Annotated in this window: 22 protein-coding genes; 13 read left to right on the top strand and 9 right to left on the bottom strand. The window is 73.0% G+C overall.

Annotation, left to right across the window (positions count from 1 at the left end):
• The first annotated feature begins 147 nt into the window (after positions 1–147).
• The 5 genes from ACIHCX_RS21980 to ACIHCX_RS21960 all read left to right on the top strand — a co-directional run bounded on the left by ACIHCX_RS21980 (position 148) and on the right by ACIHCX_RS21960 (position 5,867).
• Positions 148–813, top strand: a complete 666-nt coding sequence (locus tag ACIHCX_RS21980; RefSeq protein WP_400031891.1) for a hypothetical protein — start codon at positions 148–150, stop codon at positions 811–813.
• Positions 800–1,630 (top strand): class F sortase, encoded by an 831-nt coding sequence (locus tag ACIHCX_RS21975; protein WP_400031889.1) that lies wholly within the window; start codon positions 800–802, stop codon positions 1,628–1,630. Before ACIHCX_RS21980 ends, ACIHCX_RS21975 begins: the two co-directional genes overlap by 14 nt.
• 224 nt (positions 1,631–1,854) lie before the next feature.
• Positions 1,855–3,231, top strand: coding sequence for an ABC transporter ATP-binding protein (locus ACIHCX_RS21970; protein ID WP_400031887.1), 1,377 nt, complete (start codon positions 1,855–1,857; stop codon positions 3,229–3,231).
• 150 nt (positions 3,232–3,381) lie between these two features.
• Positions 3,382–4,770 carry an aldehyde dehydrogenase family protein gene (locus ACIHCX_RS21965; protein ID WP_400031885.1) on the top strand — a complete coding sequence of 463 codons (1,389 nt, stop codon included), beginning with the start codon at positions 3,382–3,384 and terminating at the stop codon, positions 4,768–4,770.
• A 14-nt stretch (positions 4,771–4,784) separates the two neighbouring features.
• Positions 4,785–5,867 carry a Zn-dependent alcohol dehydrogenase gene (locus ACIHCX_RS21960; RefSeq protein ID WP_400031883.1) on the top strand — a complete coding sequence of 361 codons (1,083 nt, stop codon included), beginning with the start codon at positions 4,785–4,787 and terminating at the stop codon, positions 5,865–5,867.
• Positions 5,868–5,888: 21 nt separating this feature from the next.
• On the opposite strand, the gene ACIHCX_RS21955 is transcribed toward ACIHCX_RS21960, so the two are convergent.
• Positions 5,889–6,812, bottom strand: coding sequence for a DMT family transporter (locus ACIHCX_RS21955; RefSeq protein ID WP_400032067.1), 924 nt, complete (start codon positions 6,810–6,812; stop codon positions 5,889–5,891).
• Positions 6,813–6,906: 94 nt separating this feature from the next.
• Positions 6,907–7,548, bottom strand: coding sequence for a TetR/AcrR family transcriptional regulator (locus ACIHCX_RS21950; protein ID WP_400031881.1), 642 nt, complete (start codon positions 7,546–7,548; stop codon positions 6,907–6,909).
• Positions 7,549–7,710: 162 nt separating this feature from the next.
• Between ACIHCX_RS21950 and ACIHCX_RS21945 the strand changes: the two genes are divergently transcribed.
• Both ACIHCX_RS21945 and ACIHCX_RS21940 read left to right on the top strand, forming a co-directional pair.
• Entirely contained in the window at positions 7,711–7,998 is a 288-nt protein-coding gene (locus ACIHCX_RS21945) for a YiaA/YiaB family inner membrane protein (RefSeq protein ID WP_400031879.1), read from the top strand.
• A gap of 101 nt (positions 7,999–8,099) precedes the next feature.
• On the top strand, positions 8,100–8,753 hold the full coding sequence (locus ACIHCX_RS21940) for a TetR/AcrR family transcriptional regulator (protein ID WP_400031877.1): 654 nt from the start codon (positions 8,100–8,102) through the stop codon (positions 8,751–8,753).
• Here the strand turns inward: ACIHCX_RS21940 and ACIHCX_RS21935 are convergent.
• Positions 8,744–9,205, bottom strand: coding sequence for a MaoC family dehydratase (locus ACIHCX_RS21935; RefSeq protein WP_400031875.1), 462 nt, complete (start codon positions 9,203–9,205; stop codon positions 8,744–8,746). The two genes, ACIHCX_RS21940 and ACIHCX_RS21935, sit on opposite strands and share 10 nt — an antisense overlap.
• Before the next feature lie 111 nt (positions 9,206–9,316).
• On the opposite strand from ACIHCX_RS21935, the gene soxR reads away from it, so the two are divergent.
• Positions 9,317–9,793 (top strand): redox-sensitive transcriptional activator SoxR, encoded by a 477-nt coding sequence (gene soxR / locus ACIHCX_RS21930; RefSeq protein WP_400031873.1) that lies wholly within the window; start codon positions 9,317–9,319, stop codon positions 9,791–9,793.
• 197 nt (positions 9,794–9,990) lie between these two features.
• Here soxR and ACIHCX_RS21925 read toward each other — a convergent pair whose 3' ends face one another.
• Positions 9,991–10,593 (bottom strand): hypothetical protein, encoded by a 603-nt coding sequence (locus tag ACIHCX_RS21925; protein ID WP_400031871.1) that lies wholly within the window; start codon positions 10,591–10,593, stop codon positions 9,991–9,993.
• 251 nt (positions 10,594–10,844) lie between these two features.
• On the opposite strand from ACIHCX_RS21925, the gene ACIHCX_RS21920 reads away from it, so the two are divergent.
• On the top strand, positions 10,845–13,655 hold the full coding sequence (locus ACIHCX_RS21920) for a penicillin acylase family protein (RefSeq protein WP_400031869.1): 2,811 nt from the start codon (positions 10,845–10,847) through the stop codon (positions 13,653–13,655).
• Positions 13,656–13,747: 92 nt separating this feature from the next.
• Here the strand turns inward: ACIHCX_RS21920 and ACIHCX_RS21915 are convergent, their stop codons facing one another.
• The gene (locus ACIHCX_RS21915) at positions 13,748–14,989 is read right to left on the bottom strand and encodes an exo-beta-N-acetylmuramidase NamZ domain-containing protein (RefSeq protein ID WP_400031867.1); all 1,242 of its coding nucleotides are present in this window, start codon (positions 14,987–14,989) and stop codon (positions 13,748–13,750) included.
• A gap of 182 nt (positions 14,990–15,171) precedes the next feature.
• Here ACIHCX_RS21915 and ACIHCX_RS21910 point away from each other — a divergent pair, with 182 nt between their 5' ends.
• A complete protein-coding gene (locus tag ACIHCX_RS21910; RefSeq protein ID WP_400031865.1) occupies positions 15,172–15,936 on the top strand; it encodes an SDR family oxidoreductase in 765 nt (254 codons plus the stop codon).
• Between the two features lie 155 nt (positions 15,937–16,091).
• A complete protein-coding gene (locus tag ACIHCX_RS21905) occupies positions 16,092–16,685 on the top strand; it encodes a TetR/AcrR family transcriptional regulator (protein WP_400031863.1) in 594 nt (197 codons plus the stop codon).
• A gap of 66 nt (positions 16,686–16,751) precedes the next feature.
• On the opposite strand, the gene ACIHCX_RS21900 is transcribed toward ACIHCX_RS21905, so the two are convergent.
• The 4 genes from ACIHCX_RS21900 to ACIHCX_RS21885 form a co-directional block, all read right to left on the bottom strand.
• A complete protein-coding gene (locus ACIHCX_RS21900) occupies positions 16,752–17,975 on the bottom strand; it encodes an acyl-CoA dehydrogenase family protein (protein WP_400031861.1) in 1,224 nt (407 codons plus the stop codon).
• 5 nt (positions 17,976–17,980) lie between these two features.
• On the bottom strand, positions 17,981–19,003 hold the full coding sequence (locus tag ACIHCX_RS21895) for a phosphotransferase family protein (protein WP_400031859.1): 1,023 nt from the start codon (positions 19,001–19,003) through the stop codon (positions 17,981–17,983).
• Positions 19,004–19,115: 112 nt separating this feature from the next.
• On the bottom strand, positions 19,116–19,631 hold the full coding sequence (locus ACIHCX_RS21890) for an NUDIX hydrolase (protein WP_400031857.1): 516 nt from the start codon (positions 19,629–19,631) through the stop codon (positions 19,116–19,118).
• Between the two features lie 122 nt (positions 19,632–19,753).
• Positions 19,754–20,665, bottom strand: coding sequence for a DMT family transporter (locus ACIHCX_RS21885; protein ID WP_400031855.1), 912 nt, complete (start codon positions 20,663–20,665; stop codon positions 19,754–19,756).
• Between the two features lie 436 nt (positions 20,666–21,101).
• Between ACIHCX_RS21885 and ACIHCX_RS21880 the strand changes: the two genes are divergently transcribed.
• Both ACIHCX_RS21880 and ACIHCX_RS21875 read left to right on the top strand, forming a co-directional pair.
• The gene (locus ACIHCX_RS21880) at positions 21,102–22,052 is read left to right on the top strand and encodes a hypothetical protein (protein ID WP_400031853.1); all 951 of its coding nucleotides are present in this window, start codon (positions 21,102–21,104) and stop codon (positions 22,050–22,052) included.
• Between the two features lie 56 nt (positions 22,053–22,108).
• Positions 22,109–23,680 carry an APC family permease gene (locus ACIHCX_RS21875; RefSeq protein ID WP_400031851.1) on the top strand — a complete coding sequence of 524 codons (1,572 nt, stop codon included), beginning with the start codon at positions 22,109–22,111 and terminating at the stop codon, positions 23,678–23,680.
• The last annotated feature ends 72 nt before the right edge of the window (positions 23,681–23,752 follow it).

The raw sequence follows: 23,752 nt of genomic DNA, 5'->3' as shown, positions 1-23,752 counted from the left end.
GGCGCCAACGGCGGGAAAGGGTTGCGCCGGGTGGGGGAAAGCTGACGGCGCGTCGGGTGCCGCTCGCCATGGGTCGCGAACGCATGTGAAAGGCAGTCAGACGAAAGAGCGATTTGTATGAAAATCGTCTGACTCGGAGGAACGCGCATGCCCACCCTGACCAACCCACGCACCGTCGGCTCCCGCGTCAGTGCCGCCGCCCTGACGGCCCTGACCGCGGCGGGCGCCGTGTGGCTGGCGGCGCCGTCCGCCGCGGCCCAGGGGGAAGCCGGCGACATCAAGATCCATCGGGTGGGCGTGCCCTTCGGCGTCTCGAAGGACGACCCCGTGGTCTGCCGGTTCTACCTGGACGCCGTCAACTTCGACGTCCTGCCCAGCATCGGCTACACCATCCAGCCGCAGCCACCGCTGCCCAACAGTGCCACCGTCACCGGCACCATCCCCCTGGCCACCGGGGCCGGCCACACCGACCCGCTGGGGCTCGCCGACGGTCAGTACAAGCTCTCCTGGACCGTCGCCGGCACCCCCAAGGAGAAGATCTTCCGCGTCAACTGCCGTGAGGAAGGCCGGCGCGAGGGGGCGCACGGTCCGGGCGGCCGGATCGAGGACCCGGGCCGCGGCCACGAGGTGCCGGGCGCGGGCCGCATCGACCGCGGCGGCCCGCTGGGCGGCGTCCACGCGGGCGGCGGCGGCCTCGCCTCCTCGGTCGCGGCCTTCTCTCCGGTGACCGGGGCCGGCGCCGTGGGGCTGGTCGTGGTCAGCGGGGTCGTGTACATGCGGCTGGTCCGCCGGCGCCCGCATGGCGCCGCGTAGGCGCGGACGCAGGCCCTGGTACCGGACCCGCGCCTACCGCCTGACCAGGACGACCGTGCTCGCGGTCGTCCTGGTCACGGCAGGGAACCGGTGCGGTGGGCAGCACGACGGCAGTGCGCCGGAGCGAGCCGCCGGGCCGGGCGCCGTGGCCCCCGCCCACCCGGGTCCTTCCGGGACGGACGGCGGCGGGGAGAACGGCGGCAGGACGGACGACGGCGGCCCGGACGACCGCGGCCCGGACCGCGGCGGTCCCGATCGCGGCGCTTCGGGCACGGACGGTGCGAACGGCTCCGGCCCGGCCCGCGGGACGTCCGCCTCGCCGGCGCCCGCAGCCTCCTCCTCCCGCCCGCCCGTGCCGCTGCCCCGGTCCCGCGCGACCACCCTGCGCATCCCCTTCCTCCACGTCGACGCGCCGATCACCGGGGTCGGCCTCGACGACCACCGGGAGCTCCGGACGCCGCCGCTCGACAAGCCCAGGCTCGTCGGCTGGTACGACGGCGGCCCCACGCCCGGGGAACCCGGCACGGCGGTCGCGGTCGGGCACCGCGACACCAGGTCCGGCGCCGCCGTCTTCGCCGCGCTCGGCCAGCTGGGGCCGGGCCACCGCATCGAGGTCCGGCGCCAGGACGGCCGCACCGCCGTCTACACCGTCGACAAGGTGCGGGTCTTCGACAAGGCCCGCTTCCCGGACAAGGAGGTGTACGGCACGTCCCGCCGCCCCGAGCTGCGCGTGATCACCTGCGGCGGCCTCTACACCCACAGAGCCGGCTACTCCAGCAACGTCGTCGTCTTCGCCCACCTGACCTCGACGCGCTGACCCCGCGCGGCGGGGCGGGCGGGTGGTCCACCGCCGGCCGCCCGCCCCTGAACGTGATCGTCCGCTTCCTCGCCGGGCGGACGGCGGTATCGGATCCTGCCCGGTCTCTTCCCCCAGGTGCGTACATTCCGTTAACTTCCGTGACTCATACGCCCCGTACGACCCGCACGAGGCGTTCGACCCGCGGAGCCACAGTGCTCTGGTGAGTCCCGGGGGAATGCCTCATGACACGCGCCATCTCTCTGCACGACGTGAGCAAGACCTACGCCAAGGGCGTCCGCGTGGTGGACCGCCTCTCGCTCGACATCGCACCCGGCGAGTTCCTGGTGCTGCTCGGCCCCTCCGGTTGCGGGAAGTCCACCGTGCTCAGGATGATCGCCGGACTCGAGGAGATCACCGAGGGGCAGCTGCTGCTCGACGGCGAGTACGGCAACGACCTACCGCCCTCCGGCCGGGACATGGCGATGGTCTTCCAGAACTTCGCGCTCTACCCCAACATGACCAGCCGCGACAACATCGGCTTCCCGCTGCGCATCGAGTCGCCCGGCGCGGACCCCGGCGGCCGCGTCGACGCCACCGCCCGGATGCTGGGCATCGAGGACATCCTCGAACGCTTCCCCAGCCAGCTCTCCGGCGGTGAACGCCAGCGCGTCGCCATGGGCCGCGCGATCTCCCGGCACCCCTCGGCCTTCCTGATGGACGAGCCGCTGTCCAACCTCGACGCCAAGCTCCGCAACCACCTGCGCGCCGAGATATCCAAGCTGACCCGGGAGTTGGGCGTCACCACGGTCTACGTCACCCACGACCAGTCCGAGGCCATGTCCCTGGGCGACCGGGTCGCCGTCCTGCGCGGCGGCGTCCTCCAGCAGGTGGACACCCCGCGCGCGGTGTACGCCATGCCTCGCAACGTCTTCGTGGCCGCCTTCATCGGCACCCCGCGCATCAACCTGCTGCGCGGTCTGGTCCGCGCCCCGCTCGACGGCGCCATGACCATCAGCCTGGGCAAGCAGTTCCTGCGCCTGCCCGAACCCCTCTCCCTGGACCACCAGTTGCTGCGCGTGCAGCAGGGCCGCGAGGTGATCGTGGGCCTGCGCTCGGAGGCGGTCCGGATCGCCCCCAGGCTCTCGGCCTCGGCCCGGCGAACGGGAGCCCCCGCGCCCGTCGCCCGGCCCGGGGAGGTGGCGATCACCGGGCTGGTGGAGCACGTGGAGTTCCAGGGCCACGAGGTCCTCGTCCACTTCAACACCGGCTCCCGCCCCGCCGTCGTACCGGATCTGGAGGCCCCGCGCCCCGTCCGGCGCCCGACCCGGCGCCGCCGGCGCGAGGGCACGGTCCTCAACCGGCTGCGGGACCGGGCGGACGCCCTGCGCGCGGGCCCCGTGGTGGTGCTGGAGCACCCCGCCGACACCGCGCCGGAACCGGTCGCCGCGCCCGAGCCGCGCCTGCCCGGCGACCTGGTCGTGCGGACCACGCCGGACGTCGAACTGCGGCAGGGCATGCAGGTGCCGCTCCTGGTCGACCTCGCCCGCCTGTTCGTCTTCGACCAGCGCGGCGAGCGCATCTGCCCGGCCCCGGACCGCCTGCCCGACCTGGAGGAGTGACGGCGCCTGCGCGGGCCGCGGGCCGGCCGGGTGAGGGGCGTGCGGCGGCCGAAAGCTACCGGCGCTAGTTTATGGGCTGTCAGTAGCCTGTCCACGCGGAAGCCTGTCCACGCGGACAAGACCGGCGACGGCCCCGCCCGGAGGAGCACGATGAAGGCACACGACGGCATGTACATCGACGGCGCCTGGCGTCCCGCCGCGGGCCCGGACGTCATCGAGGTGGTGAACCCGGCCGACGAACGGGTGATCGGCACCGTGCCCGCGGGCACCGCCCAGGACGTCGACGCGGCCGTACGCGCGGCCCGCGCCGCCCTGCCCGGCTGGTCCGCCACACCGCCCGCCGAACGGGCCGCCCGCCTGGCCGCCCTGCGGGACGCGCTGGCGGCCCGCGAGGAGGAGATCGCCGAGACCGTCACCGCCGAACTCGGCGCCCCGCCCGCCTTCGCCCGGACGGTCCACGCGGGCCTGCCGATCGCGGTCGCCGGCTCCTACGCCGACCTGGCGGCGACGTACGCCTTCGAGGAGAAGGTCGGCAACTCCACCGTGTACCACGAGCCGGTCGGCGTGGTCGGCGCGATCACCCCCTGGAACTACCCGCTCCACCAGATCGTCGCCAAGGCCGCCCCCGCGCTGGCCGCCGGCTGCACCGTCGTCCTCAAGCCCGCCGAGGACACCCCGCTCACCGCCCGGCTGTTCGCCGGGGCGGTCGACGAGGCCGGACTCCCGGCGGGCGTGTTCAACCTGGTCACCGGCCTCGGCCCGGCCGCCGGGCAGGCGCTCGCCGAGCATCCGGACGTGGACCTGGTCTCCTTCACCGGCTCCACGGCCGTCGGCAAACGGATCGGCGCGATCGCGGGCGGCGCCGTCAAGAGGGTCGCCCTGGAACTGGGCGGCAAGTCCGCCAACGTCATCCTGCCGAGCGCCGACCTCGCCAGGGCGGTGAACGTCGGCGTTGCCAACGTCATGTCCAACTCCGGCCAGACGTGCAGCGCCTGGACCCGCATGCTCGTCCACCGCGACCAGTACGAGGAGGCCGTCGCCCTGGCCGCGACGGCCGCCGCCAAGTACGGCGAGCGCATCGGCCCCGTGGTGAACGCCAAGCAGCGGGCGCGTGTGCGCGGTTACATCGAGAAGGGCGTCGCCGAGGGCGCCCGCCTCGTCGCGGGCGGCCCCGAATCCCCGCGCGAGCGGGGCTACTTCGTCAGCCCCACCGTCCTCGCCGACGTCACCCCCGCTATGACCGTCGCCCAGGAGGAGATCTTCGGCCCGGTCCTCACCGTCCTTCGCTACGACGACGAGGAGGACGCCCTGCGCATCGCCAACGGCACGGTCTACGGTCTCGCCGGCGCCGTCTGGGCGGGCGACGAGGCGGAGGCGGTGGCCTTCGCCCGCCGGATGGACACCGGCCAGGTCGACATCAACGGCGGCCGGTTCAACCCGCTCGCGCCGTTCGGCGGCTACAAGCAGTCCGGTGTCGGCCGCGAACTCGGCGCCCACGGCCTCACCGAGTACCTCCAGACCAAGTCCCTCCAGTTCTAAGGGAGTCCCGCGTCATGGCCGTACGTGCCGCCGTCCTGCCCGCCATCGGCTCCCCGCTGGAGATCACCGGGATCGAACTGCCGGAGCCCGGGCCCGGCCGGGTCCGCGTCCGGCTCGCCGCCGCCGGGGTCTGCCACTCCGATCTGTCCCTGACCAACGGCACCCTGCGGGTACCGGTGCCCGCCGTCCTCGGCCACGAGGGAGCGGGGACCGTCCTCGCGGTCGGCGAGGGCGTCACCCACGTCGCGCCCGGCGACCCGGTGGTGCTCAACTGGGCGCCGTCCTGCGGGAAGTGCCACGCCTGCTCGCTCGGCGAGGTCTGGCTGTGCGCCCGCGCGATGAACGGCGCCGCCGACGTGCACGCCCGCACCGGCGACGGCACCGAACTGCACCCCGGCCTGAACGTCGCCGCCTTCGCCGAGGAGACGGTGGTCGCCGCCTCGTGCGTGCTGCCCCTGCCGGACGGCGTCCCGGTCACCGAGGCCGCGCTCCTCGGCTGCGCCGTCCTCACCGGCTACGGCGCTGTCCACCACGCGGCGAAGGTGCGCCCCGGCGAGACGGTCGCGGTGTTCGGCGTCGGCGGAGTGGGCCTCGCCACCCTCCAGGCCGCCCGGATCGCCGGCGCCGAGAGGATCGTCGCCGTGGACGTCTCCCCGGACAAGGAGGAACTCGCCCGCCGGGCGGGCGCCACGGACTTCCTCCCGGCCACCGCGGACACCCCGCGCGAGATCCGCGCCCTCACCGGGAAGCAGGGGGTCGACGCCGCCGTGGAGTGCGTGGGCCGCGCGGTCACCATCCGCGCCGCCTGGGATTCCACCCGCCGCGGCGGCCGCACGACGGTCGTCGGCATCGGCGGCAAGGACGAGCAGGTCACCTTCAACGCGCTGGAACTCTTCCACTGGGGCCGCACCCTGACCGGCTGCGTGTACGGCAACTCGGATCCGGCCAGGGACCTGCCCGTGCTCGCCGAGCACGTCCGCACCGGCCGGCTGGACCTGGCCACCCTGGTCACCGACCGGATCTCCCTGGACGACATCCCGGCCGCCTTCGAGAACATGCTGGCCGGCAAGGGCGGCCGGGCGCTGGTGGAGTTCTGAGGCGCGCTGCTCGGGCCCGGGTCAGGACACGCGTTCCGGCCGGGGCTCCTCGTGCGCCGTCCGCGAAGTCCGGCGGTGCGGGCGGGAGCGGGACACCGCCACTCCGGCCAGGCACAGGGCCCCGCCCACCAGGGTGACGAGCCCCGGCACCTCACCCAGCGCCAGCCACGACATCAGCACCACCAGCGCGGGGACGGCGTACGTCGTCGCGCCCATCCGGCTCGCGGTCGTACGGGACAGCGCGTACCCCCAGGTCGTGAAGGCGAGCGCGGTCGGGAACACGCCCAGGTAGACCATGTTGAGCGTGGCCGGCAGCGGGGCCCGGGCGGCATCGTGGAGCAGCCGGCCCGCGAAGGGCAGGCAGGCGACCGCACCGACCAGGCACCCGAACGTCGTCACCTGCAGCACGCTCGCCCGGCCCAGCGCCGGCTTCTGAGCGACGACCCCGGACGCGTACGCGACCGCCGCCAGCAGGCACAGCACCACGCCCAGCACCGAGGAGCCGCCCCCGCCCGACATCGACAGGCCCACGGTCACCGCCCCCGCGAACGACACCGCCATGCCCGCCAGCAGCCGCGGCGGCATCGGATCCCCCAGCAGCCGCGCCCCGAGCAGCGCGATCAGCAGTGGGCCGACGTTGACCACCAGGGCCGCGGTACCGGCGTCCACCTGCTGCTCGCCCCAGTTCAGGGCCACCATGTAGAAGCCGAACCACAGCAGCCCGGATATCGCGATCCCGCGCCAGGCCGCCCGCGGCGGCCACCCCTCCCGCCGCACCAGGCAGATCGCACCCAGTGTCAGGGCCCCGGCCAGCAGCCGCCCGAGGGCCAGCGCACCCGGTGAGTACGCGGCACCCGCGCTGCGAATGGAGACGAAGGCGGAGGCCCACAGCACCACGGTGACCGTGGCGGCCGCGGTGGCCAGGCGGGACGGGGGGATGCTCATCATGCTTCCTGAGGCTAGGTGGGCGAAAAGGGCAGGGCTCGCGGATTTCGGACGGCCAGGACCGGCCGGCGGCGCACTCGGCGCGGCGGTGTGCTCACGCGCTCCGCTCCACCTGCTCGTACTGTCGCGCCAGCCCGTCCAGCAGGGCCGCGAGGCCGGTCTCGAAGGCGCGTTCGTCGATCTTCTCCTGCTGCTCGGCCAGCAGGTGGGCCTGCCCGAGGCGCGGGTAGTCGGCCGGGTCGTAGGCGCCGGCGTCGTCCACGAAACCGCCGGCGAAGGAGCCGAGCGCGGAGCCCATGATGAAGTACCGCATCAGCGCGCCGATCGAGGTCGCCTGTGCCGGGGGCCAGCCCGCGTCGGCCATCGCGCCGTAGACCGCGTCGGCCAGCCGCAGCGCGGCGGGACGGCGGCCGGGGCCGCGGGCGAGGACCGGGACGATGTTCGGATGCGCGCGCAGGGCGGCCCGGTAGGACACGGCCCAGTCGTGCAGCGCGGTCCGCCAGTCCCGGCCGTCCTCGAACATCGACAGGTCGACCTGGGCGCTCACCGAGTCCGCGACCGCCTCCAGGATCTCGTCCTTGGTCCGGAAGTGGTTGTAGAGCGAGGGCCCGCTCACCCCGAGTTCGGCGGCGAGCCGGCGGGTGGAGACGGCCGCCAGGCCCTCCGCGTCCACGAGCTCCCGCGCCGTCGCGACGATGCGGCCGGTGCTGAGGAGCGGGGTGCGGGGTCGGGCCATGGCGCACATCGTAGAGCCGCGGGACCGCACGGGCGCCGTCCGCACGGACGCTCCGGTCCCGGCGCCGGTATCCGGATATGCCCCGGTACCCGGGTTTCTGAGTAGGCGAGCTGAGTATCCGGGCGGATGCGGCGGCGGGACCGTGGGCCGACGCTGGTCGCCATGAGTGACACACCGGTCAAACAGCAGAGCACGGCCGCCTTCTACGGCCAGTCGGTCGCCTCCTTCGCCATCGCCATGGCGGCCACCACCGTCGGCATCTTCAGGCTGAACGCCGACGCCTGGGTGCGCGCCTTCCTCGCCATCGCCGTCCTGTACCTTGTCACCTCCTCCTTCACGCTCGCCAAGGTGATCAGGGACCGCCAGGAGGCGGGGCGGATCGTCAGCCGGGTCGACCAGGCCCGCCTGGAGAAGCTGCTTGCCGAACACGATCCGTTCGAGAAGCTGTGAGGCCGCGGGCCGCGCACGGTGCCGACCCGGCAGGCTAAGCGAGCGCTCACCCTCGGCGGTATGGTGGACCCCCTGACGCGACCAGGAGGGGCGAGCGAGCGATGACTACGGCGGAGGAGACGACGGGCGGTGACCCGGAGCCGTGGGGCGAGGTCACCCCGGACGCGGCCCGGCGGCTGCTCGTGGCCGCCGTGGAGGCCTTCGCCGAGCGGGGCTACCACGCGACGACGACCCGTGACATCGCGGGCCGGGCCGGAATGAGCCCGGCCGCCCTCTACATCCACTACCGGACCAAGGAGGAACTCCTCCACCGCATCAGCCGGATCGGCCACGAGAAGGCGCTGGAGGTCCTGCGCACCGCCACCCGGCGCGACGGCAGCGCGACCGAGCGGCTCGCCGACGCCGTGAGCTCCTTCGTGCGCTGGCACGCGGGCGGGCGCACCACCGCCCGGGTCGTGCAGTACGAACTCGACTCGCTCGGTCCGGACGCCCGCGCGGAGATCCTCGCGCTGCGCCGCCAGGTCGACGCCGAGGTGCGCGGGGTGATCGAGGAGGGTGTGGCCTCGGGCGAGTTCGACGTGCTGGACGTGCGCGGCACCACGCTGGCCGTGCTGTCCTTGTGCGTGGACGTCGCCCGCTGGTTCGACGTCGGCGGCCCCCGCACCCCCGAGGAGGTCGGCGCGCTGTACGCCGACCTCGTGCTGCGGATGGTCGGGGCCGGGGAGCACGTCCCCCGGGGGCCGGCCTACCGGTAGTACCGCACCACCGACTCCGCCACGCACACCGGCTTGTCGCCGCCCTCGCGCTCCACGGTGAAGGCGACGGTCACCTGCACCCCGTCCGGCACGTCGTCCACGCCGGTGATCACGGCGGTGCACCGCAGCCGTGAGCCGACCGGGACGGGGGCGGGGAAACGGACCTTGTTGGTGCCGTAGTTGACGCCCATCCGCACACCCTCGACCTCGATCAGCTGCGGCCCGAAGACCGGGAGCAGCGACAGGGTCAGATAGCCGTGGGCGATGGTGGTGCCGAAGGGGCCGGCGGCGGCCTTCTCCGGGTCCACGTGGATCCACTGGTGGTCGCCGGTCGCGTCGGCGAACAGGTCGATCCGCTTCTGGTCGATCTCCAGCCAGTCGGTGTACCCCAGCCGCTCACCCACCGCCGCCCTGAGTTCGCCGGGGGACGTGAAGATCCTCGGCTCTGCCATGTGTCGGGCCTCCCACCTCGGGGACGAAGTCTAAGCAACTGCTTAGCATGGTCGGCCGCGGGGCCCCTGTCAACGGACCGGGCGGGCGGCGCGGTGGGTAGGCTCTGAGAGGTGCCCCAGATCCCCGAGAAGATCCACGAGCTGACCGTCGGCCAGCTGGCGGCGCGCAGCGGCGCCGCCGTCTCCGCCCTGCACTTCTACGAGTCCAAGGGCCTGATCAGCAGCCGCCGCACCTCGGGCAACCAGCGCCGCTACTCCCGCGACACCCTGCGCCGGGTCGCCTTCGTCCGGGCGGCGCAGCGCGTGGGCATCCCGCTCGCCACGATCCGTGAGGCGCTCGCCCGGCTCCCCGAGGAGCGCACCCCCACCCGGGAGGACTGGGCCCGCCTCTCCGAGGCCTGGCGCTCCGAACTCGACGAGCGCATCAGGCAGCTCAACCGCCTGCGCGACCATCTCACCGACTGCATCGGCTGCGGCTGCCTGTCCCTGGACACCTGTGTGCTGTCCAACCCGGACGACGTGTTCGGTGAACGTCTGACGGGCTCACGTCTGATGGCGGAGCGGGGGAGCGGTACCGGCCGCGCGTAGCCTGCGGTCGGTGCGCGAGCGCGGACCGGTGGCTCGACGAACCGCCCGTCGACCGCGCGCCGTGGCCGCCGGGCCGGCGACGCCGACGCGCCGCCGATCCGCCGGGCGGGCTCCGGACTGCCGGGCGGGCTGCGCGGCGTCCTCTCGTCCGTCCGGCAGGACCGGCGCACCCCTCGTGGAAGGCCTGTCGTCGTGGGTCAGGCGGACATCAGCAGCCGCCCGCGCCTCGTGTACGCCAGGGCCTCGGGCTTGAGGACGGGCAGCGGGACCAGGATCCCGCAGTCCGCGCAGACCGGTCCGGACGACGGCTCGTGATCCAGGTCGTACGTCCAGGCCAGCCGCTCCCCGCCGCACACCGGGCACGCGGCACCCGGTTCGCGCTCCAGTGCGGCGATCAGCCGGCGCAGCACCTCGGCCAGCGGTTCGCGCGGGTGCACCCGCGGGTCGTCGCACCAGGCGACCCCGAAGCCGCCCCAGGTCATCCGGTGCCAGTCGTCCACGCTGCCCGGCCTGCGCAGCCCGTCGTGCTTCTCCTGCTTACGGCGCCTGGCGAACCCGGCCTCGTAGTCGAGCCACACCGAACGCGCCTCCTCCAACTCGTCCAATGCGGCCACGAGCCGCACCGGATCGGGGGACCTGTCCTCGGGACCGAACCCGGCCCGGGAGCACAGATGGTCCCAGGTCGCCCTGTGCCCATAGGGAGCGAACCGCTCGAGGCACTTGCGCAGCGAGTAACGCCGCAGCGCCAGATCGCACCGCGGGTCCCTCACCTGTCTCGCCAGACTCCGGAAACCGGCCATCGCCCTGCACCTCCGTCACACCTGCATCCGCACTTCGGTCACTGCGGCGTCGTCGTACGGAGCCGTCACGACTGCTCCGCCGGATAGACGTGCCGACGCCCGATCCGGCTCCATCCGTTTTCCGATGTCCGCCATAACGCCGCCCTGGTTGACCTTCACGGGGTGCCGCCAAAAAGTGACGCATGTTCATCTTCCCCCGGGGGGATACCGGCGGTAACGTCCGGCACCACCCCCGTCAGGGAGGAGTTGCCATGCCACGGCGCACCCCACGCATCGCGCTCGACAGACTGAGAACTCCCCGCGGATTCCCCGGGTTCCTGAAGACCGCATCGGTATGCGTCCTCATTACCGGTCTTTTGTCACCCTTTTCCCAAGCCGCGGCGGCCGGGACGCCGGCCGGCACCGCGGGCGCGACCGCCGCGGCCCCGGCCGACCACTGCGGCGGCCGGTGCTCCGACATCCTGCCGCCCGGCGAGAACGGCAACGCCACCCTCGCCGAGATCCTCCTCAACCAGGCCTTCGGCATCCAGCCCGGCCACGCCGAGGACCAGCTCGGCCCGTACGCCGACCTGGCCACGGGCTACCCGGCGCTCACCGACGCGAAGATCAACTCCTTCTTCAACGACGCCTCGTTCGGCGTCCCCTCCGGACAGGTCGCCTCCACCGTGCGGCCCGCGGGCCGCGCCGACGTGACGATCGTCCGCGACAAGAAGACCGGCGTACCGCACATCACGGGCACCACCCGCTACGGCGCCGAGTTCGGCGCCGGGTACGCCGCCGCCCAGGACCGGCTGTGGCTCATGGACGTCTTCCGGCACGTCGGCCGCGGGCAGCTGACCGCCTTCGCCGGCGGCGCGGCCGCCAACCAGGGCCTGGAACAGGAGTTCTGGCGCAACGCCCCGTACACCGAGGCCGACCTCCAGGCGCAGATCGACCGCGCCGTGGCCGGTAACGGCGCCCGCGGGCAGCAGGTCCTCGCCGACGTGACCGCCTACCTCGACGGCATCAACGCCTACATCGACGCCTCCGACCCCGGCCGCTACTTCCCCGGCGAGTACGTCCTGACCGGCCACAAGGACTCGATCACCAACGCCGGCACCATCGCCCACTTCAAGGTCACCGACCTGGTGGCGCTGGGCTCCGTGGTCGGCGCCCTGTTCGGCTCGGGCGGCGGCGGCGAGGTGGACAACGCGCTGTCCCTGCTGGCCGCCCAGGCCAAGTTCGGCGTCGAGGAGGGCACCAGGGTCTGGGAGTCCTTCCGGGAGCGCAACGACCCCGAGGCCGTCCTGACCGTGCACGACGGCAGGAGCTACCCGTACGCGACGAAGCCCGACGCCCCCGAGGGCCTGGCCCTGCCCGACGCCGGCTCGGTGACCCAGGAGCCGCTGGTGTACGACCGCACCGGCAGCGCGGCGACCGCGGCCGCGCGGGGCGCCACCTCCTCGGCCGCGAAGAGCGCCTTGTCCTCCGCACGGCGCGGGATGTCCAACGCCCTCGTCGTGAGCGGCGAGCACACCGCGAGCGGCCACCCGGTCGCCGTCTTCGGCCCGCAGACCGGCTACTTCGCGCCCCAGCTGCTGATGCTCCAGGAGATCCAGGGTCCGGGCATCAGCGCCCGCGGCGCCTCCTTCGCCGGCCTGAGCATGTACGTCGAACTCGGGCGCGGCCAGGACTACTCGTGGAGCGCCACGACCTCCGGCCAGGACATCATCGACACCTACGCCGTCGAACTGTGCCAGGACGACCACCACTACCTGTACCGCGGCACCTGCACGGCGATGGACGAGGTCGAGCAGACCAACTCCTGGAAGCCCACCGTCGCCGACGGAACGGCGGCCGGCTCCTACACCATGCGCGTGTGGCGCACGAAGTACGGCCCGGTCGAGTACCGCGCCACCGTCGGCGGCAAGAAGGTCGCCTACACCACCCTGCGCTCCTCCTTCCTGCACGAGGCCGACTCGATCGTCGGCTTCCAGATGCTCAACGACCCCGACTTCGTCCAGGGCCCCGAGGGCTTCCAGAAGGCCACGCAGCACATCAACTACACGTTCAACTGGTTCTACGCCGACTCCCGGCACACCGCGTACTACAACAGCGGCGACAACCCGGTGCGGGCGAACGGCGTGGACGCCGAGTTCCCGGTGTGGGCGCGGCCGGCGTACGAGTGGCGGAACTGGGACCCGGCGGCCAACACCGCCGACTACACCCCGCCCTCCGCCCACCCCGCCTCCGTCGACCAGGACTACTACATCTCCTGGAACAACAGGCAGGCCCTGGACTACTCCGCGGCCTCCTGGGGCAACGGCTCCGTGCACCGCGGCGACCTGCTGGAGGACCGGGTGAGCAAGTTGGTCGCGGCCGGCGGGGTGACCCGTGCCTCGCTGGTGAAGGCGATGGCGGACGCGGCTGTGACCGACCTCAGGGCCGAGGACGTGCTGCCGAACCTGCTGAAGGTGATCAACAGCTCGCCGGTGACCGACTCCGCGGCCGCGGCGGCGGTGGGCAAGCTCCAGACATGGCTGTCCGCGGGCGCCAGGCGCACCGAGACCTCGGCGGGCTCCAGGACCTACGCCGACGCCGAGGCCGTCAGGATCCTGGACGCCTGGTGGCCGCTGCTGGTGAAGGCCGAGTTCGAACCGGGGCTCGGCAGCGACCTGTACGGCGCCTTCACCGCCAACCTGCCGGTGGACGAGTCCCCGTCGGCCGGGCACGGCCCGACCGGCTCGCACGCGGGAAGCGCCTTCCAGTACGGCTGGTGGAGCTATGTCGACAAGGACATCCGGGCGGTGCTCGGTGAGCCGGTGCGGGGTCCGCTGGCACGGACGTTCTGCGGCGGCGGCAGCCCGAGCTCCTGCCGGGACACCCTGATCAGCACCCTGAAGCAGGCGGCCGCGGCGACCCCGGCCCAGGTCTACCCAGGCGACGACCAGTGCTCCGCGGGCGACCAGTGGTGCGCCGACTCGATCGTCCAGCGCGCCCTGGGCGGCATCGGGCACGGGAGGATCGGCTGGCAGAACCGCCCGACCTTCCAGCAGGTCGTGGAGTACACCAGCCACCGTTAGGTGCCGGTGGACGAGGGATGGCGGCCGCCCGGTCGACCCGACCGGGCGGCCGGCCGGGGGCACGGCTCATCAGCACCAGGGGGCACGGCTCATCAGTAGAGGAGGTACCGCTTCCGTGTCTTCCGGAACGCGGCCAGCTCCTGCTGCCAGGCCGCCACCACCTCGTCGGTGCCCGCGCCGGCGTCGATCGCCGTGCGCACCCGGGTGGATCCGGTGAGCGTGTCGATCCAGTTGTCCGAGCGCCACTCGAAGCCGCTCCAGACCTGCTGGGCGGTCACGAGCAGCGCGATCCCGGTCCGCACGGGATCGAAGGCGTTGCGGTTGTGCACGTGGATCTGCACGCCGCCGACGGTCGTGCCCTGGAACTTGGAGAAGGTGGGCGCGAAGTACGCCTCCCGGAAGTACACGCCCGGCAGGTGCAGCGCGTTGGCCGCGGCCGCCCAGCGCCCGTCGACGCCCGCCGCGCCGAGCAGTTCGAAGGGGCGGGTGGTGCCCCGTCCCTCCGACAGGTTGGTGCCCTCGAACAGACACGTTCCGGAGTAGACCAGGGCGGTGTCGGGGGTCGGCATGTTCGGGCTCGGCGGCACCCAGGGCAGCCCGGAGGCGTCGTAGAAGTCCGACCGCCGCCAGCCGGTCATCTGGACGGTCTCCAGCGGGACCGGCGTGGTCAGGAACTCGCCGTTGAACAGCCGCGCCAGTTCGGCGACGGTCATGCCGTGCGCCTGCGCGATCGGCTTCCGTCCGACGAAGGTCGCGAACTCCGGGTGCAGCACCGGCCCCAGGGCCTCCCGGCCGGTCACCGGGTTGGGCCGGTCGAGCACCACGAAGCGCTTGCCGGCCAGGGCCGCGGCCTCCATGCAGTCGTAGAGCGTCCAGATGTAGGTGTAGAAGCGGGCGCCCGCGTCCTGGATGTCGAAGACGACCGTGTCCACGCCGGAGGCCGTGAAGACGTCGGCGAGCAGCTGCCCGCTCTTGAGGTACGTGTCGTACACCGGCAGCCCGGTGGCCGGGTCGTCGTAGCGGCCCTCCGAGCCGCCCGCCTGCGCGGTGCCGCGGAAGCCGTGCTCGGGGCCGAAGACGGCCACCAGGTTCACCCGGCGGTCGGCGTGCATCACGTCCACGATGTGCCGCACGTCCCGGGTGACGCCGGTCGGGTTGGTGACGACCCCGACCCGCTGCCCGCGCAGCGAGGCGTAGCCCCCGGCGTCGAGGCGCTCGAAACCGGTGCGCAGCGGGCTGTTGCCTCCGGGTGCGGCCTGGGCCGGGGCCGCCATGGCCCCGGTGGCCGCCGCGGCGGCGGTGGTGGCGAGCAGGCTCCGTCTGGACAGCTTCATACAGTGACCTCCGTGATCGCTGCGGGTGTCATGTTCACGCACGCTAGCGTGCGCCCGTGCTCCAGGGAACGAAGCGGACCGCGCCTCCTTGCGGAGATCCCTTCCAGTACCACATACCGACTGGTTAGTCTGATGCGGCGGAGCCGATCCGCGTCGTGTCGGAGCCATGACGAAGGAGACCGATGGTGCGAGCCGTGCGGGATGCGGGAGTGGTCGTCACCGGAGCCGGGGGTGGCATCGGCGCCGCGCTGGCCCGCCGGTTCGCCGCCGAGGGGGCCCGGGTCGTCGTCAACGACCTCGACGCCGACCGGGCCGCGTCCGTCGCCGGGGAGATCGGCGGCATCGCGCTCCCGGGCGACGCCTCCGAGGTCGTCGCCGCGGCCCGCGACGCCCTTGGCGGAACGGTCGACGTCTACTGCGCCAACGCGGGCCTCGGCTCGGGCGGTTCGGAGGCGGCCGGCGAGGAGGTGTGGGCACACGCCTGGGACGTCAACGTCATGGCCCACGTCCGCGCCGCCCAGGCGCTGCTCCCCGCCTGGCTGGAACGCGGCAGTGGCCGGTTCGTGTCCACCGTGTCGGCGGCCGGGCTGCTCACCATGATCGGCGCGGCCCCGTACAGCGTCACCAAGCACGGCGCCTACGCCTTCGCCGAGTGGCTGTCGCTGACCTACCGCCACCGCGGGATCAAGGTGCACGCGATCTGCCCGCAGGGCGTGCGCACCGACATGCTGGCCGCCACCGGCAGCGCCGGCGACCTGGTGCTGCGACCCACCGCGATCGAACCCGAGGACGTGGCCGACGCCCTGCTGGAGGGCATCGCCGAGGACCGCTTCCTGATCCTGCCGCACCCCGAGGTCGCCGGGTTCTACCGGGCCCGGGCCGTCGACCCCGACCGCTGGCTCACGAACATGAACCACCTCCAGCGGAAATGGGAGGAGATCCAGTGACACCCGGGGCGCAGGCGACCGGGGCCGACCGGGATCCTGCCGGACCTGCCGGGGACGGCGAATGGGAAGATCCTCCGTCGGGAACCGCGTTCCCGTAGGCAGCAGGGCGAACAGGAACGAAAACGAACAGGAACACGGAAGGCAGGTGGCGGCAGGTGCCCAGAACGACGGACTCAGGCGGCGCTCCGGTGCCGCAGCGGCTCCTGGCCGCCGCCACCCGGCTCTTCGCCGAACAGGGCTACGACCGCACCTCGGTGCAGGAGATCGTCGAGGCGGCCGGTGTCACCAAGGGGGCGCTGTACCACTACTTCGGCTCCAAGGACGACCTCCTGCACGAGGTGTACGCGCGCGTGCTGCGCGTCCAGCAGGAGCGCCTGGACGCCTTCGCGGACGCCGACGAACCGGTCGAGAAGCGGCTGCGGGACGCGGCGGCGGACGTGGTGGTCACCACCATCGAGAACCTCGACGACGCCATGATCTTCTTCCGCTCGATGCACCACCTCGGGCCGGAGAAGAACAAGCAGGTGCGGGCCGAGCGCCGGCGCTACCACGAACGCTTCCGCGCGCTGGTCGAGGAGGGCCAGCGGACCGGCGTCTTCTCCACGGCGACCCCGGCCGACCTGGTGGTCGACTACCACTTCGGTTCCGTCCACCACCTGTCGACCTGGTACCGCCCCGAGGGCCCGCTCAGCCCCCAGCAGGTTGCCGACCACCTGGCCGACCTGCTGCTGCGGGCGCTGCGGCCGTAGCGGGCGGGCGCGCGTAGGGCCGGCCGGCCGACCCCGTCCCGCACCCGCACGCGCCCGTGCGGGTGCTCAGAGGTACTTCTTCAGCTCCCGCCGCGCCAGCGACCGTTGGTGGACCTCGTCCGGCCCGTCGGCGATCATCAGCGTGCGCGCGCCCGCGTACAGCTCGGCGAGCGGGAGGTCCTGGCTGAAACCGCCCGCGCCGTGCAGCTGGATCGCCCGGTCGAGGATGTCGACCACCGCGCGCGGCGTGGCGATCTTGATGGCCTGGATCTCGGTGTGCGCCCCCTTGTTGCCGACGGTGTCCATCAGCCAGGCCGTCTTCAGCACCAGCAGCCGCAGTTGCTCGACGGTGACCCGCGCGTCCGCGATCCAGTTGTGGACCACGCCCTGCTGGGCCAGCGCCTTGCCGAAGGCGGTGCGGGACACGGCCCGCCGGCACATCAGCTCGATCGCCCGCTCTGCCATGCCGATCAGCCGCATGCAGTGGTGGATGCGGCCGGGTCCGAGCCGGGCCTGGGCGATGGCGAAGCCGCCGCCCTCCTCGCCGATCAGGTGGGAGACGGGTACGCGCGCGTGGTCGAAGACCACCTCGGCATGGCCGCCGTGGGAGTGGTCCTCGTAGCCGAAGACCCGCATCGCGCGCCGCACGGTGACGCCGGGTGTGTCGCGCGGCACGAGCACCATGGACTGCTGGCGGCGGATGTCCGGGCCGTCCGGGTCGGTCTTGCCCATCACGATGAAGATCTTGCAGTCCGGGTTCATCGCGCCGGAGATGTACCACTTGCGGCCGGTGATGACGTACTCGTCGGAGCCGTCGGAGGCGCGCTCGATGCGCGTGGTGACGTTGGTGGCGTCCGAGGAGGCCACCTCCGGCTCGGTCATCGCGAACGCCGAACGGATCTCGCCCGCGAGCAGCGGTTCGAGCCACTGCTTCTTCTGCCACTCGTCGCCGAACTGCGCGAGCACCTCCATGTTCCCCGTGTCGGGCGCCGCGCAGTTCAGCGCGGTGGGGGCGAGGTGCGGGGAGCGGCCGGTGATCTCGGCGAGCGGGGCGTACTGGAGGTTGGTCAGCCCGGCGCCGTACTCGGCGTCCGGCAGGAAGAGGTTCCACAGGCCCTGCCTGCGCGCCTCGGCCTTCAGCTCCTCGACCACGGCCGGGGTGTCCCACGGGGAGGCCGGCGCGGCCCGCTGCTCCTCGGCCACCGCCTCGGCCGGGTGGACGTACTCGTCCATGAAGGTCAGGAGCCTGGCCCGCAGTTCCTCGGTGCGCGCGTCGAACGCGAAGTCCATGTCCGTCAGCCTTCCTGAAGAGTGGTCAGTCCGTGGTCGACGAAGACGGGGACGAGGTCGCCGATGCGGTCGAAGCCCGGTCCGACCGTCTGGCCGAGCGTGTACCGGTAGTGGATGCCCTCCAGGATCACGGCGAGCTTGAACCAGGCGAACGCCGTGTACCAGGAGACGGCCCGCACGTCGCGCCCCGAGCGTTCCGCGTACCGCTCGACCAGCTCCGCAGCGGACGGGTGCCCCGGGGCCTCGGCGGTGGTGGACACCGGCGAGTCGGGCATGCCCAGCGGCGTGCTGTACATCACCAGCAGCCCCAGGTCGGTCAGCGGGTCCCCGAGGGTGGACATCTCCCAGTCGAGGACCGCCGTGATCCGGTCGTCCGGGCCGAGCAGCACGTTGTCGAGGCGGTAGTCGCCGTGCACGACGGTCGGGGCGGGGGAGGCGGGCAGCGCGCGCCCGAGCGCCGCGTGCAGTTCGTCGACACCGGCCAGCTCGCGGTTGCGGGAGGCCGCCAGCTGCTTGCCCCAGCGGCGCAGCTGGCGGTCCAGGAAGCCCTCGGGGCGCCCGAAGTCGGCCAGGCCCACCTCGGCGGGGTCCACCGTGTGCAGCTCGACGAGGGTGTCCACCAGGGACAGCACGGCGCCGTGGGTGCGCTCCTCGCCCAGCGGGGCGAGCTGCCGCGCGGTGCGGTACGGGGTGCCCTCGACGAACTCCATGACGTAGAACGGCGCGCCGAGCACGTCCTCGTCCTCGCACAGCAGCACCGGGCGCGGCACCGGCACCTTGGTCGGGTGCAGGGCGCTGATCACCCGGTGCTCGCGCCCCATGTCGTGCGCGGTGGCCAGGACGTGGCCCAAGGGGGGACGCCGTACGACCCACCGCGAGGCGCCGTCCGAGACCGCGTAGGTGAGGTTCGACCGTCCGCCCTCGATCAGCCGGCCGGTCAGCGGGCCCCGCACCAGACCGGGCCGCTCCCGGTCGAGCAGTCCGCGCAGCTGGTCGAGATCGAGTCCGGGCGGGTGGTCGGGGCTCATCAACGCTCCTCTGACGGACGAACGGGTCCCCCACATGATGCCGACCGGTCGGTATGCCGTCCAGTGCGCAAACCGAAGCCCCCACAAGCCCGGTGTCGTCGTCGGGTCCGGGTCACCCCGGCGAGCGGTGGGCCTTCAGGCGCTCGTAGGCGGCCAGTCCGTCCGGTACCCACTGCCACTCGCCCAGGCGGCGCTCCACCTCGGCCTCCGGCAGGAAGTCGTGCCAGGCGACCTCCTCCACCTGCGGCCGTACCGGCAGGTCGCAGCGGACCTGGTAGACAGCCGACCACCAGGTGTGGCCGGCGCCGTCGTCGTACAGGAACGTGAAGAGGTACTCCGGGCGGGGCAGCCCCGTCACCCCCAGTTCTTCCTCGGCCTCGCGCAGGGCGGCGTCGTCGTAGGCCTCGCCCGCGCCGACCACCCCGCCGACGAACATGTCGTAGAGGGACGGGAAGACCAGCTTCGTGGGGGTGCGCCGGTGGACGAAGAGGCGGCCCTCCGCGTCCCGGGCCTGGACGAAGACGCAGCGGTGGCGCAGTCCCCTGGCGTAGGCCTCGCCGCGCGGGGACCGTCCGACGACCCGGTCGTGCTCGTCGACGATGTCGAGGATCTCGTCTGAAGCGCTCATACCGCCATCCAAGCAGGCTGCGCCTCCAAGCAGGCCGCGCCTCCACGCGGGCTGCATCTCCGGGGCGGGCCGCGCCTTCATGCGGGCCGCCGGTCAGGCCGGTGCCGCGGGCCCCGCCTGGCTCAGCGTGCCTGCAGGTCGCGCTTCTGCGCCGGCACTCCCGACCCGTAGGGCATCGCCGGGTGCAGCCCGAGCAGGACGATGCCCGCCACGATCGCCGCGAGGCCCGACGCCTCCCAGGCCAGCGCCCCGGTGTCGGTGCGCAGCCGGTCGCCGAGGAACCCCACCCCGCAGGCGATCCCGGTCAGCGGCTCGGCCGCGGTCAGGGCCGGCAGGGACATGCGCAGCGGTGCCGTCTCGAACGCGCTCTGCACCAGGATCAGCCCGGTGACGCCGATCACCAGCAGCCCGTACGGCTGCCAGCCGGTGAACAGCTCCGCCCAGCCGCCCGCCGAGAACCGCTGCCCGCTCACCCGGGTCAGCGCGTCCTGCACGCCGTAGAGCAGCCCGGCGGCCACCGCCAGCAGGACCGGTCCCCAGCTCAGCCGCGAGTGCTTGGCGAACGCCGTCAGCAGCAGGGCCACGCCCACCACCGCACCGATGATCAGCCAGTGCCGCAGCGGATCGGTGACGGCGCTGCCCGCGCGCGGCCGGCCCGCCACGATGAACGCGGTCACGCCGCCGGCCAGCAGGACGAGCCCCGCCCAGCCCTGGCGGCCCAGTGGCTGTCTGGTCTGCCGGCGGGACAGGGCGAGGGCGAACAGCAGGTTCGTGGCCAGCAGCGGTTCCACCAGCGAGATCTCGCCCCGGCCCAGGGCGAAGGCGCCCAGCATCATGCCGCCGATCATCAGCCCCAGACCGCCCAGCCAGCGCGGCACCTTCATCAGGTCAAGGAGCAGCCGGGGCGAGAGGAAGTCCCTCAGCGGTGCCCGCTGGGCCGCGTTCTGCTGGAGCACGAAACCGAAGCCCAGGCAGCAGGCGGCGCTCACGGCGAGAATCACAACCAGAACCGACACGCTGCGTACCTCGATCATCCGGCCGGGCCACGGGGTGCGTAATGGCCGACTGTAGCGTCCCGGGGCCCGCCCCGCTGCCGGGACGACCCGGATCCGCTCGGCCGGCCCGGTCGCGACGTCCCGCGATCAGCGGCGAGGGCGCAGCTCCGGGCCGCGGGCGAACTCGAGGCACCGCCGCGCCCTGGCGTACGCCAGGGGAGTGACCCTCCCGCGGGACGGACCGGCGCCACGGCACGGCCGCCGGACGCCCTCACAAGTACCGTCTGCTAAAAGGCAGTTGACGCGTGTAACGCACGGGCGACCCTTGACGGAGAGCACGGGCTGGGGGTTTGCTGTCCGTGATCAGCCGATGGCAAGCCGATGACCGACGAGCAGCCGAGGCCGGTGGGCCGAACGGGGGCCGCTCCCTGGGCGTACCAGGCCACGAACAAAGAGCGCGTGAGGAAGTTCCGCGGTGTCCCCACCCCCGCCTCCCCTCGGACGCGGCCGCAAGCGAGCCGCCCAGGCCTTCGACACCGCTCTCGACGACACCGAACTCCATGAGGCGCGCACGGCGTTGGCACAGGGACGGTGGCAGGCTGTGCGCTCGCTGCTGGTCCGCACCAAGGACGACTGGGACCGCCGCGGGCACCGCCTCACCGTCCTCGCCGAGGAGTCCCACACCACGGCCTGGACCCGTGACTGGCTGCTCGCCGAGCCCGAATCCGCCGACGCCTCCGTCCTGCTCGGCCTGTCCCTGGTCCAGCAGGCCCTGTGCGGCCGGGAGAAGCCCGACCGGGCCCGCGAGGCCTGCCGGACGGCGGCCGAGCTCGCGCCCGCCGACCCCACGCCGTGGTTCGGCCTGCTCCTGCTGGAGCGGGGCCTGGGCGACGAGGAGGAGGTGGTCCGCCTCTTCGACAAGGTCCGCCACCGCCATCCCGAGCACCACCACGCCCACCACCTGATGGTGGCCCAGCTGGCCGAGCGGCACGCCGACGCCGGCCCGGACCCGCTGCACGAGGTCTACGACTTCGCCAACTGGGCCGCCGAGCAGGCACCCGCCGACTCCCCCCTCGCCATGCTCCCGGTGGTCGCGCACGCCGAGCGCTACCGCGTCCTGGCCGGCGCCGGCCACGCGCAGGCCGACCCGGCGGCCTCCGGGCACTGGACGGGCCGCCGGGCCCGCCAGGTGATGAAGTCCGCCTTCGACTGGTGGCTGGAGTGGGAGCAGGAGGGCCATCCGCGCCGCCTGGTCGATCTGAACTTCCTCGCCCACGCCAAGCACTGCGAGGGCCGGGGCGCCGAGGCCGCCGCCCTGTTCCACCGCATCGGTGACCATCCCACGCAGGCGCCGTGGGCGTACCCCGACCGAGATCCGTACACCGCCTTCCGCATCGCGCGCGCCGGCGCGCTCGGTGCGGTGTAGTGCCCCGCACATCCCGTACGCACCACGACCCCGACGCCCGAAAGGACGAACCCCCGATGACGACGGGCAGTTCGAGCACGAGCAGAACCACCGCCGAGGGCGGCATCAGCACCTTCAAGGGGCAGGAGCGCGCCCTGCGCGCCGACCGCCTCGGCACGGGGGGTCTGCTGCTCTCCGTGCTCGCCGCGACCGCCCCGCTCATGGTGGTCGCGGGTGTCATGCCCACCACATTCGCGGTGATGGGGATCGTCGGACAGCCGCTGCTCTTCGTACTCCTCGGCGCCGTCCTGATCCTCTTCAGCTTCGGGTACGCCGAGATGAGCCGCCACGTCCACAACGCGGGCGCCTTCTACGCCTACATCTCCCGCGGCCTGGGCGGCACGGCGGGCGCCGGCGCGGCGCTCGTCGCCCTGGTCGCCTACAACGCGCTCCAGGCCGGCATCTACGGGATCTTCGGCTTCGAGGTCTCCAACCTGTTCGCCACGTACGCCGACCTCAGCGTCGCCTGGTGGATCCCCGCGCTGGTGGCCGCGGCCGTCGTCGGGGCGCTCGGCTGGCTGAAGATCGACGTCAACGCGCGCGTGCTCGGCGTGCTGCTGGTCATCGAGGTCGTACTCGTCGTGATCTTCGACGTGGCGGCCGTCGCCGACCCCGCCAAGGAGGGCCTGTCCCTGCACGCCTTCAACCCGGACACGCTCGCCGGCGCCGGCATCGGCACCGCGCTGTGCTTCTGCATCGCGGCCTTCCTCGGCTTCGAGCAGGCCCCGGTGTACGCCGAGGAGACCAGCCGCCCCCACGTCCTGGTCCCGCGCGTGATGTTCCTCGCCGTCGCGGGCGTCGCCGTCTTCTTCGCGATCAGCAGTTGGGCCCTCACCGTCGCCACCGGCCCCTCGGCGATCATCGGCACGGCGGAGAAGGAGAGCGCGGGGCTGCTGTTCACCCTGACCGAGTCGCGGCTCGGCGCCACCTTCACCGACGTCCTGCACGTCCTGTTCGTCACCGGCATGTTCGCGGCCATGCTGAGCTTCCACAACGTCGTCGCCCGGTACGCCTTCGCCATGGGCCGCGAGGGCCTGCTGCCGGCCGCCTTCGGGCGCACGTCCAGCTCCAGCGGCGCGCCCGCGACCGGATCCCTCTCGCAGACGATCGTCTCGCTGGTCATCGTGATCGCCTTCGCCGTCACCGACGACAAGCCGGCCGGCGACCCGACCGCGCCCGTGCTGCACCTGTTCACCTGGTTCGGCAACCTCGGCGCGCTCGGTGTGATCGTGCTGATGGCGGCGGCCAGCGTGTCGGTGATCGTCTTCTTCGTCCGGCGCGGCGCGGCGGCCGCGCAGGCCTGGCGGCTGGTCACCTCCGCCGTGGCCGCGGTGGCGCTGCTGGTCATCGCCACCTACACGGTCAAGGACTTCGACGTCCTGGTCGACGCCGGCCCCGGCTCGGCCCTGAGCCGGGTGCTGCCCGGCATCATCGGCCTCGCCCTCGTCGTCGGCCTGGTCCAGGGCGCCGTACTGCGCTCCCGCCGGCCGGAGGCGCACGCCCGCATCGGACTGGGCAACGAGGCCTTCCAGCTGGAGAAGGCCGCGGAGGCGGAGGAGACCGCGGAGGCGGCCGAGACGGCGTCCTGAGCCCCGGCCACCGGAAACGGTGACGGAAGCCTGACGAGCACCCGCGATCCCTGGCCCACCCGGGGGCGCGGG

This window comes from Streptomyces sp. NPDC052043, assembly GCF_044548235.1.
GTDB lineage: Bacteria > Actinomycetota > Actinomycetes > Streptomycetales > Streptomycetaceae > Streptomyces.
The sequence above is the reverse complement of the archived record's forward strand: the minus strand, read 5'-3'. Positions and strand labels throughout refer to the sequence as shown.

Coding starts and splice junctions, on each gene's coding strand:
- ACIHCX_RS21890 (WP_400031857.1), bottom strand. CDS start 19,631: ATGAGCGCTTCAGACGAGATCCTCGACATCGTCGACGAGCACGACCGG.
- ACIHCX_RS21920 (WP_400031869.1), top strand. CDS start 10,845: ATGCCACGGCGCACCCCACGCATCGCGCTCGACAGACTGAGAACTCCC.
- ACIHCX_RS21975 (WP_400031889.1), top strand. CDS start 800: ATGGCGCCGCGTAGGCGCGGACGCAGGCCCTGGTACCGGACCCGCGCC.
- ACIHCX_RS21875 (WP_400031851.1), top strand. CDS start 22,109: ATGACGACGGGCAGTTCGAGCACGAGCAGAACCACCGCCGAGGGCGGC.
- ACIHCX_RS21970 (WP_400031887.1), top strand. CDS start 1,855: ATGACACGCGCCATCTCTCTGCACGACGTGAGCAAGACCTACGCCAAG.
- ACIHCX_RS21940 (WP_400031877.1), top strand. CDS start 8,100: ATGACTACGGCGGAGGAGACGACGGGCGGTGACCCGGAGCCGTGGGGC.
- ACIHCX_RS21900 (WP_400031861.1), bottom strand. CDS start 17,975: ATGGACTTCGCGTTCGACGCGCGCACCGAGGAACTGCGGGCCAGGCTC.
- ACIHCX_RS21925 (WP_400031871.1), bottom strand. CDS start 10,593: ATGGCCGGTTTCCGGAGTCTGGCGAGACAGGTGAGGGACCCGCGGTGC.
- ACIHCX_RS21935 (WP_400031875.1), bottom strand. CDS start 9,205: ATGGCAGAGCCGAGGATCTTCACGTCCCCCGGCGAACTCAGGGCGGCG.
- ACIHCX_RS21955 (WP_400032067.1), bottom strand. CDS start 6,812: ATGAGCATCCCCCCGTCCCGCCTGGCCACCGCGGCCGCCACGGTCACC.
- ACIHCX_RS21915 (WP_400031867.1), bottom strand. CDS start 14,989: ATGAAGCTGTCCAGACGGAGCCTGCTCGCCACCACCGCCGCCGCGGCG.
- ACIHCX_RS21945 (WP_400031879.1), top strand. CDS start 7,711: ATGAGTGACACACCGGTCAAACAGCAGAGCACGGCCGCCTTCTACGGC.
- ACIHCX_RS21965 (WP_400031885.1), top strand. CDS start 3,382: ATGAAGGCACACGACGGCATGTACATCGACGGCGCCTGGCGTCCCGCC.
- ACIHCX_RS21980 (WP_400031891.1), top strand. CDS start 148: ATGCCCACCCTGACCAACCCACGCACCGTCGGCTCCCGCGTCAGTGCC.
- ACIHCX_RS21895 (WP_400031859.1), bottom strand. CDS start 19,003: ATGAGCCCCGACCACCCGCCCGGACTCGATCTCGACCAGCTGCGCGGA.
- ACIHCX_RS21950 (WP_400031881.1), bottom strand. CDS start 7,548: ATGGCCCGACCCCGCACCCCGCTCCTCAGCACCGGCCGCATCGTCGCG.
- ACIHCX_RS21910 (WP_400031865.1), top strand. CDS start 15,172: ATGGTGCGAGCCGTGCGGGATGCGGGAGTGGTCGTCACCGGAGCCGGG.
- ACIHCX_RS21960 (WP_400031883.1), top strand. CDS start 4,785: ATGGCCGTACGTGCCGCCGTCCTGCCCGCCATCGGCTCCCCGCTGGAG.
- ACIHCX_RS21885 (WP_400031855.1), bottom strand. CDS start 20,665: ATGATCGAGGTACGCAGCGTGTCGGTTCTGGTTGTGATTCTCGCCGTG.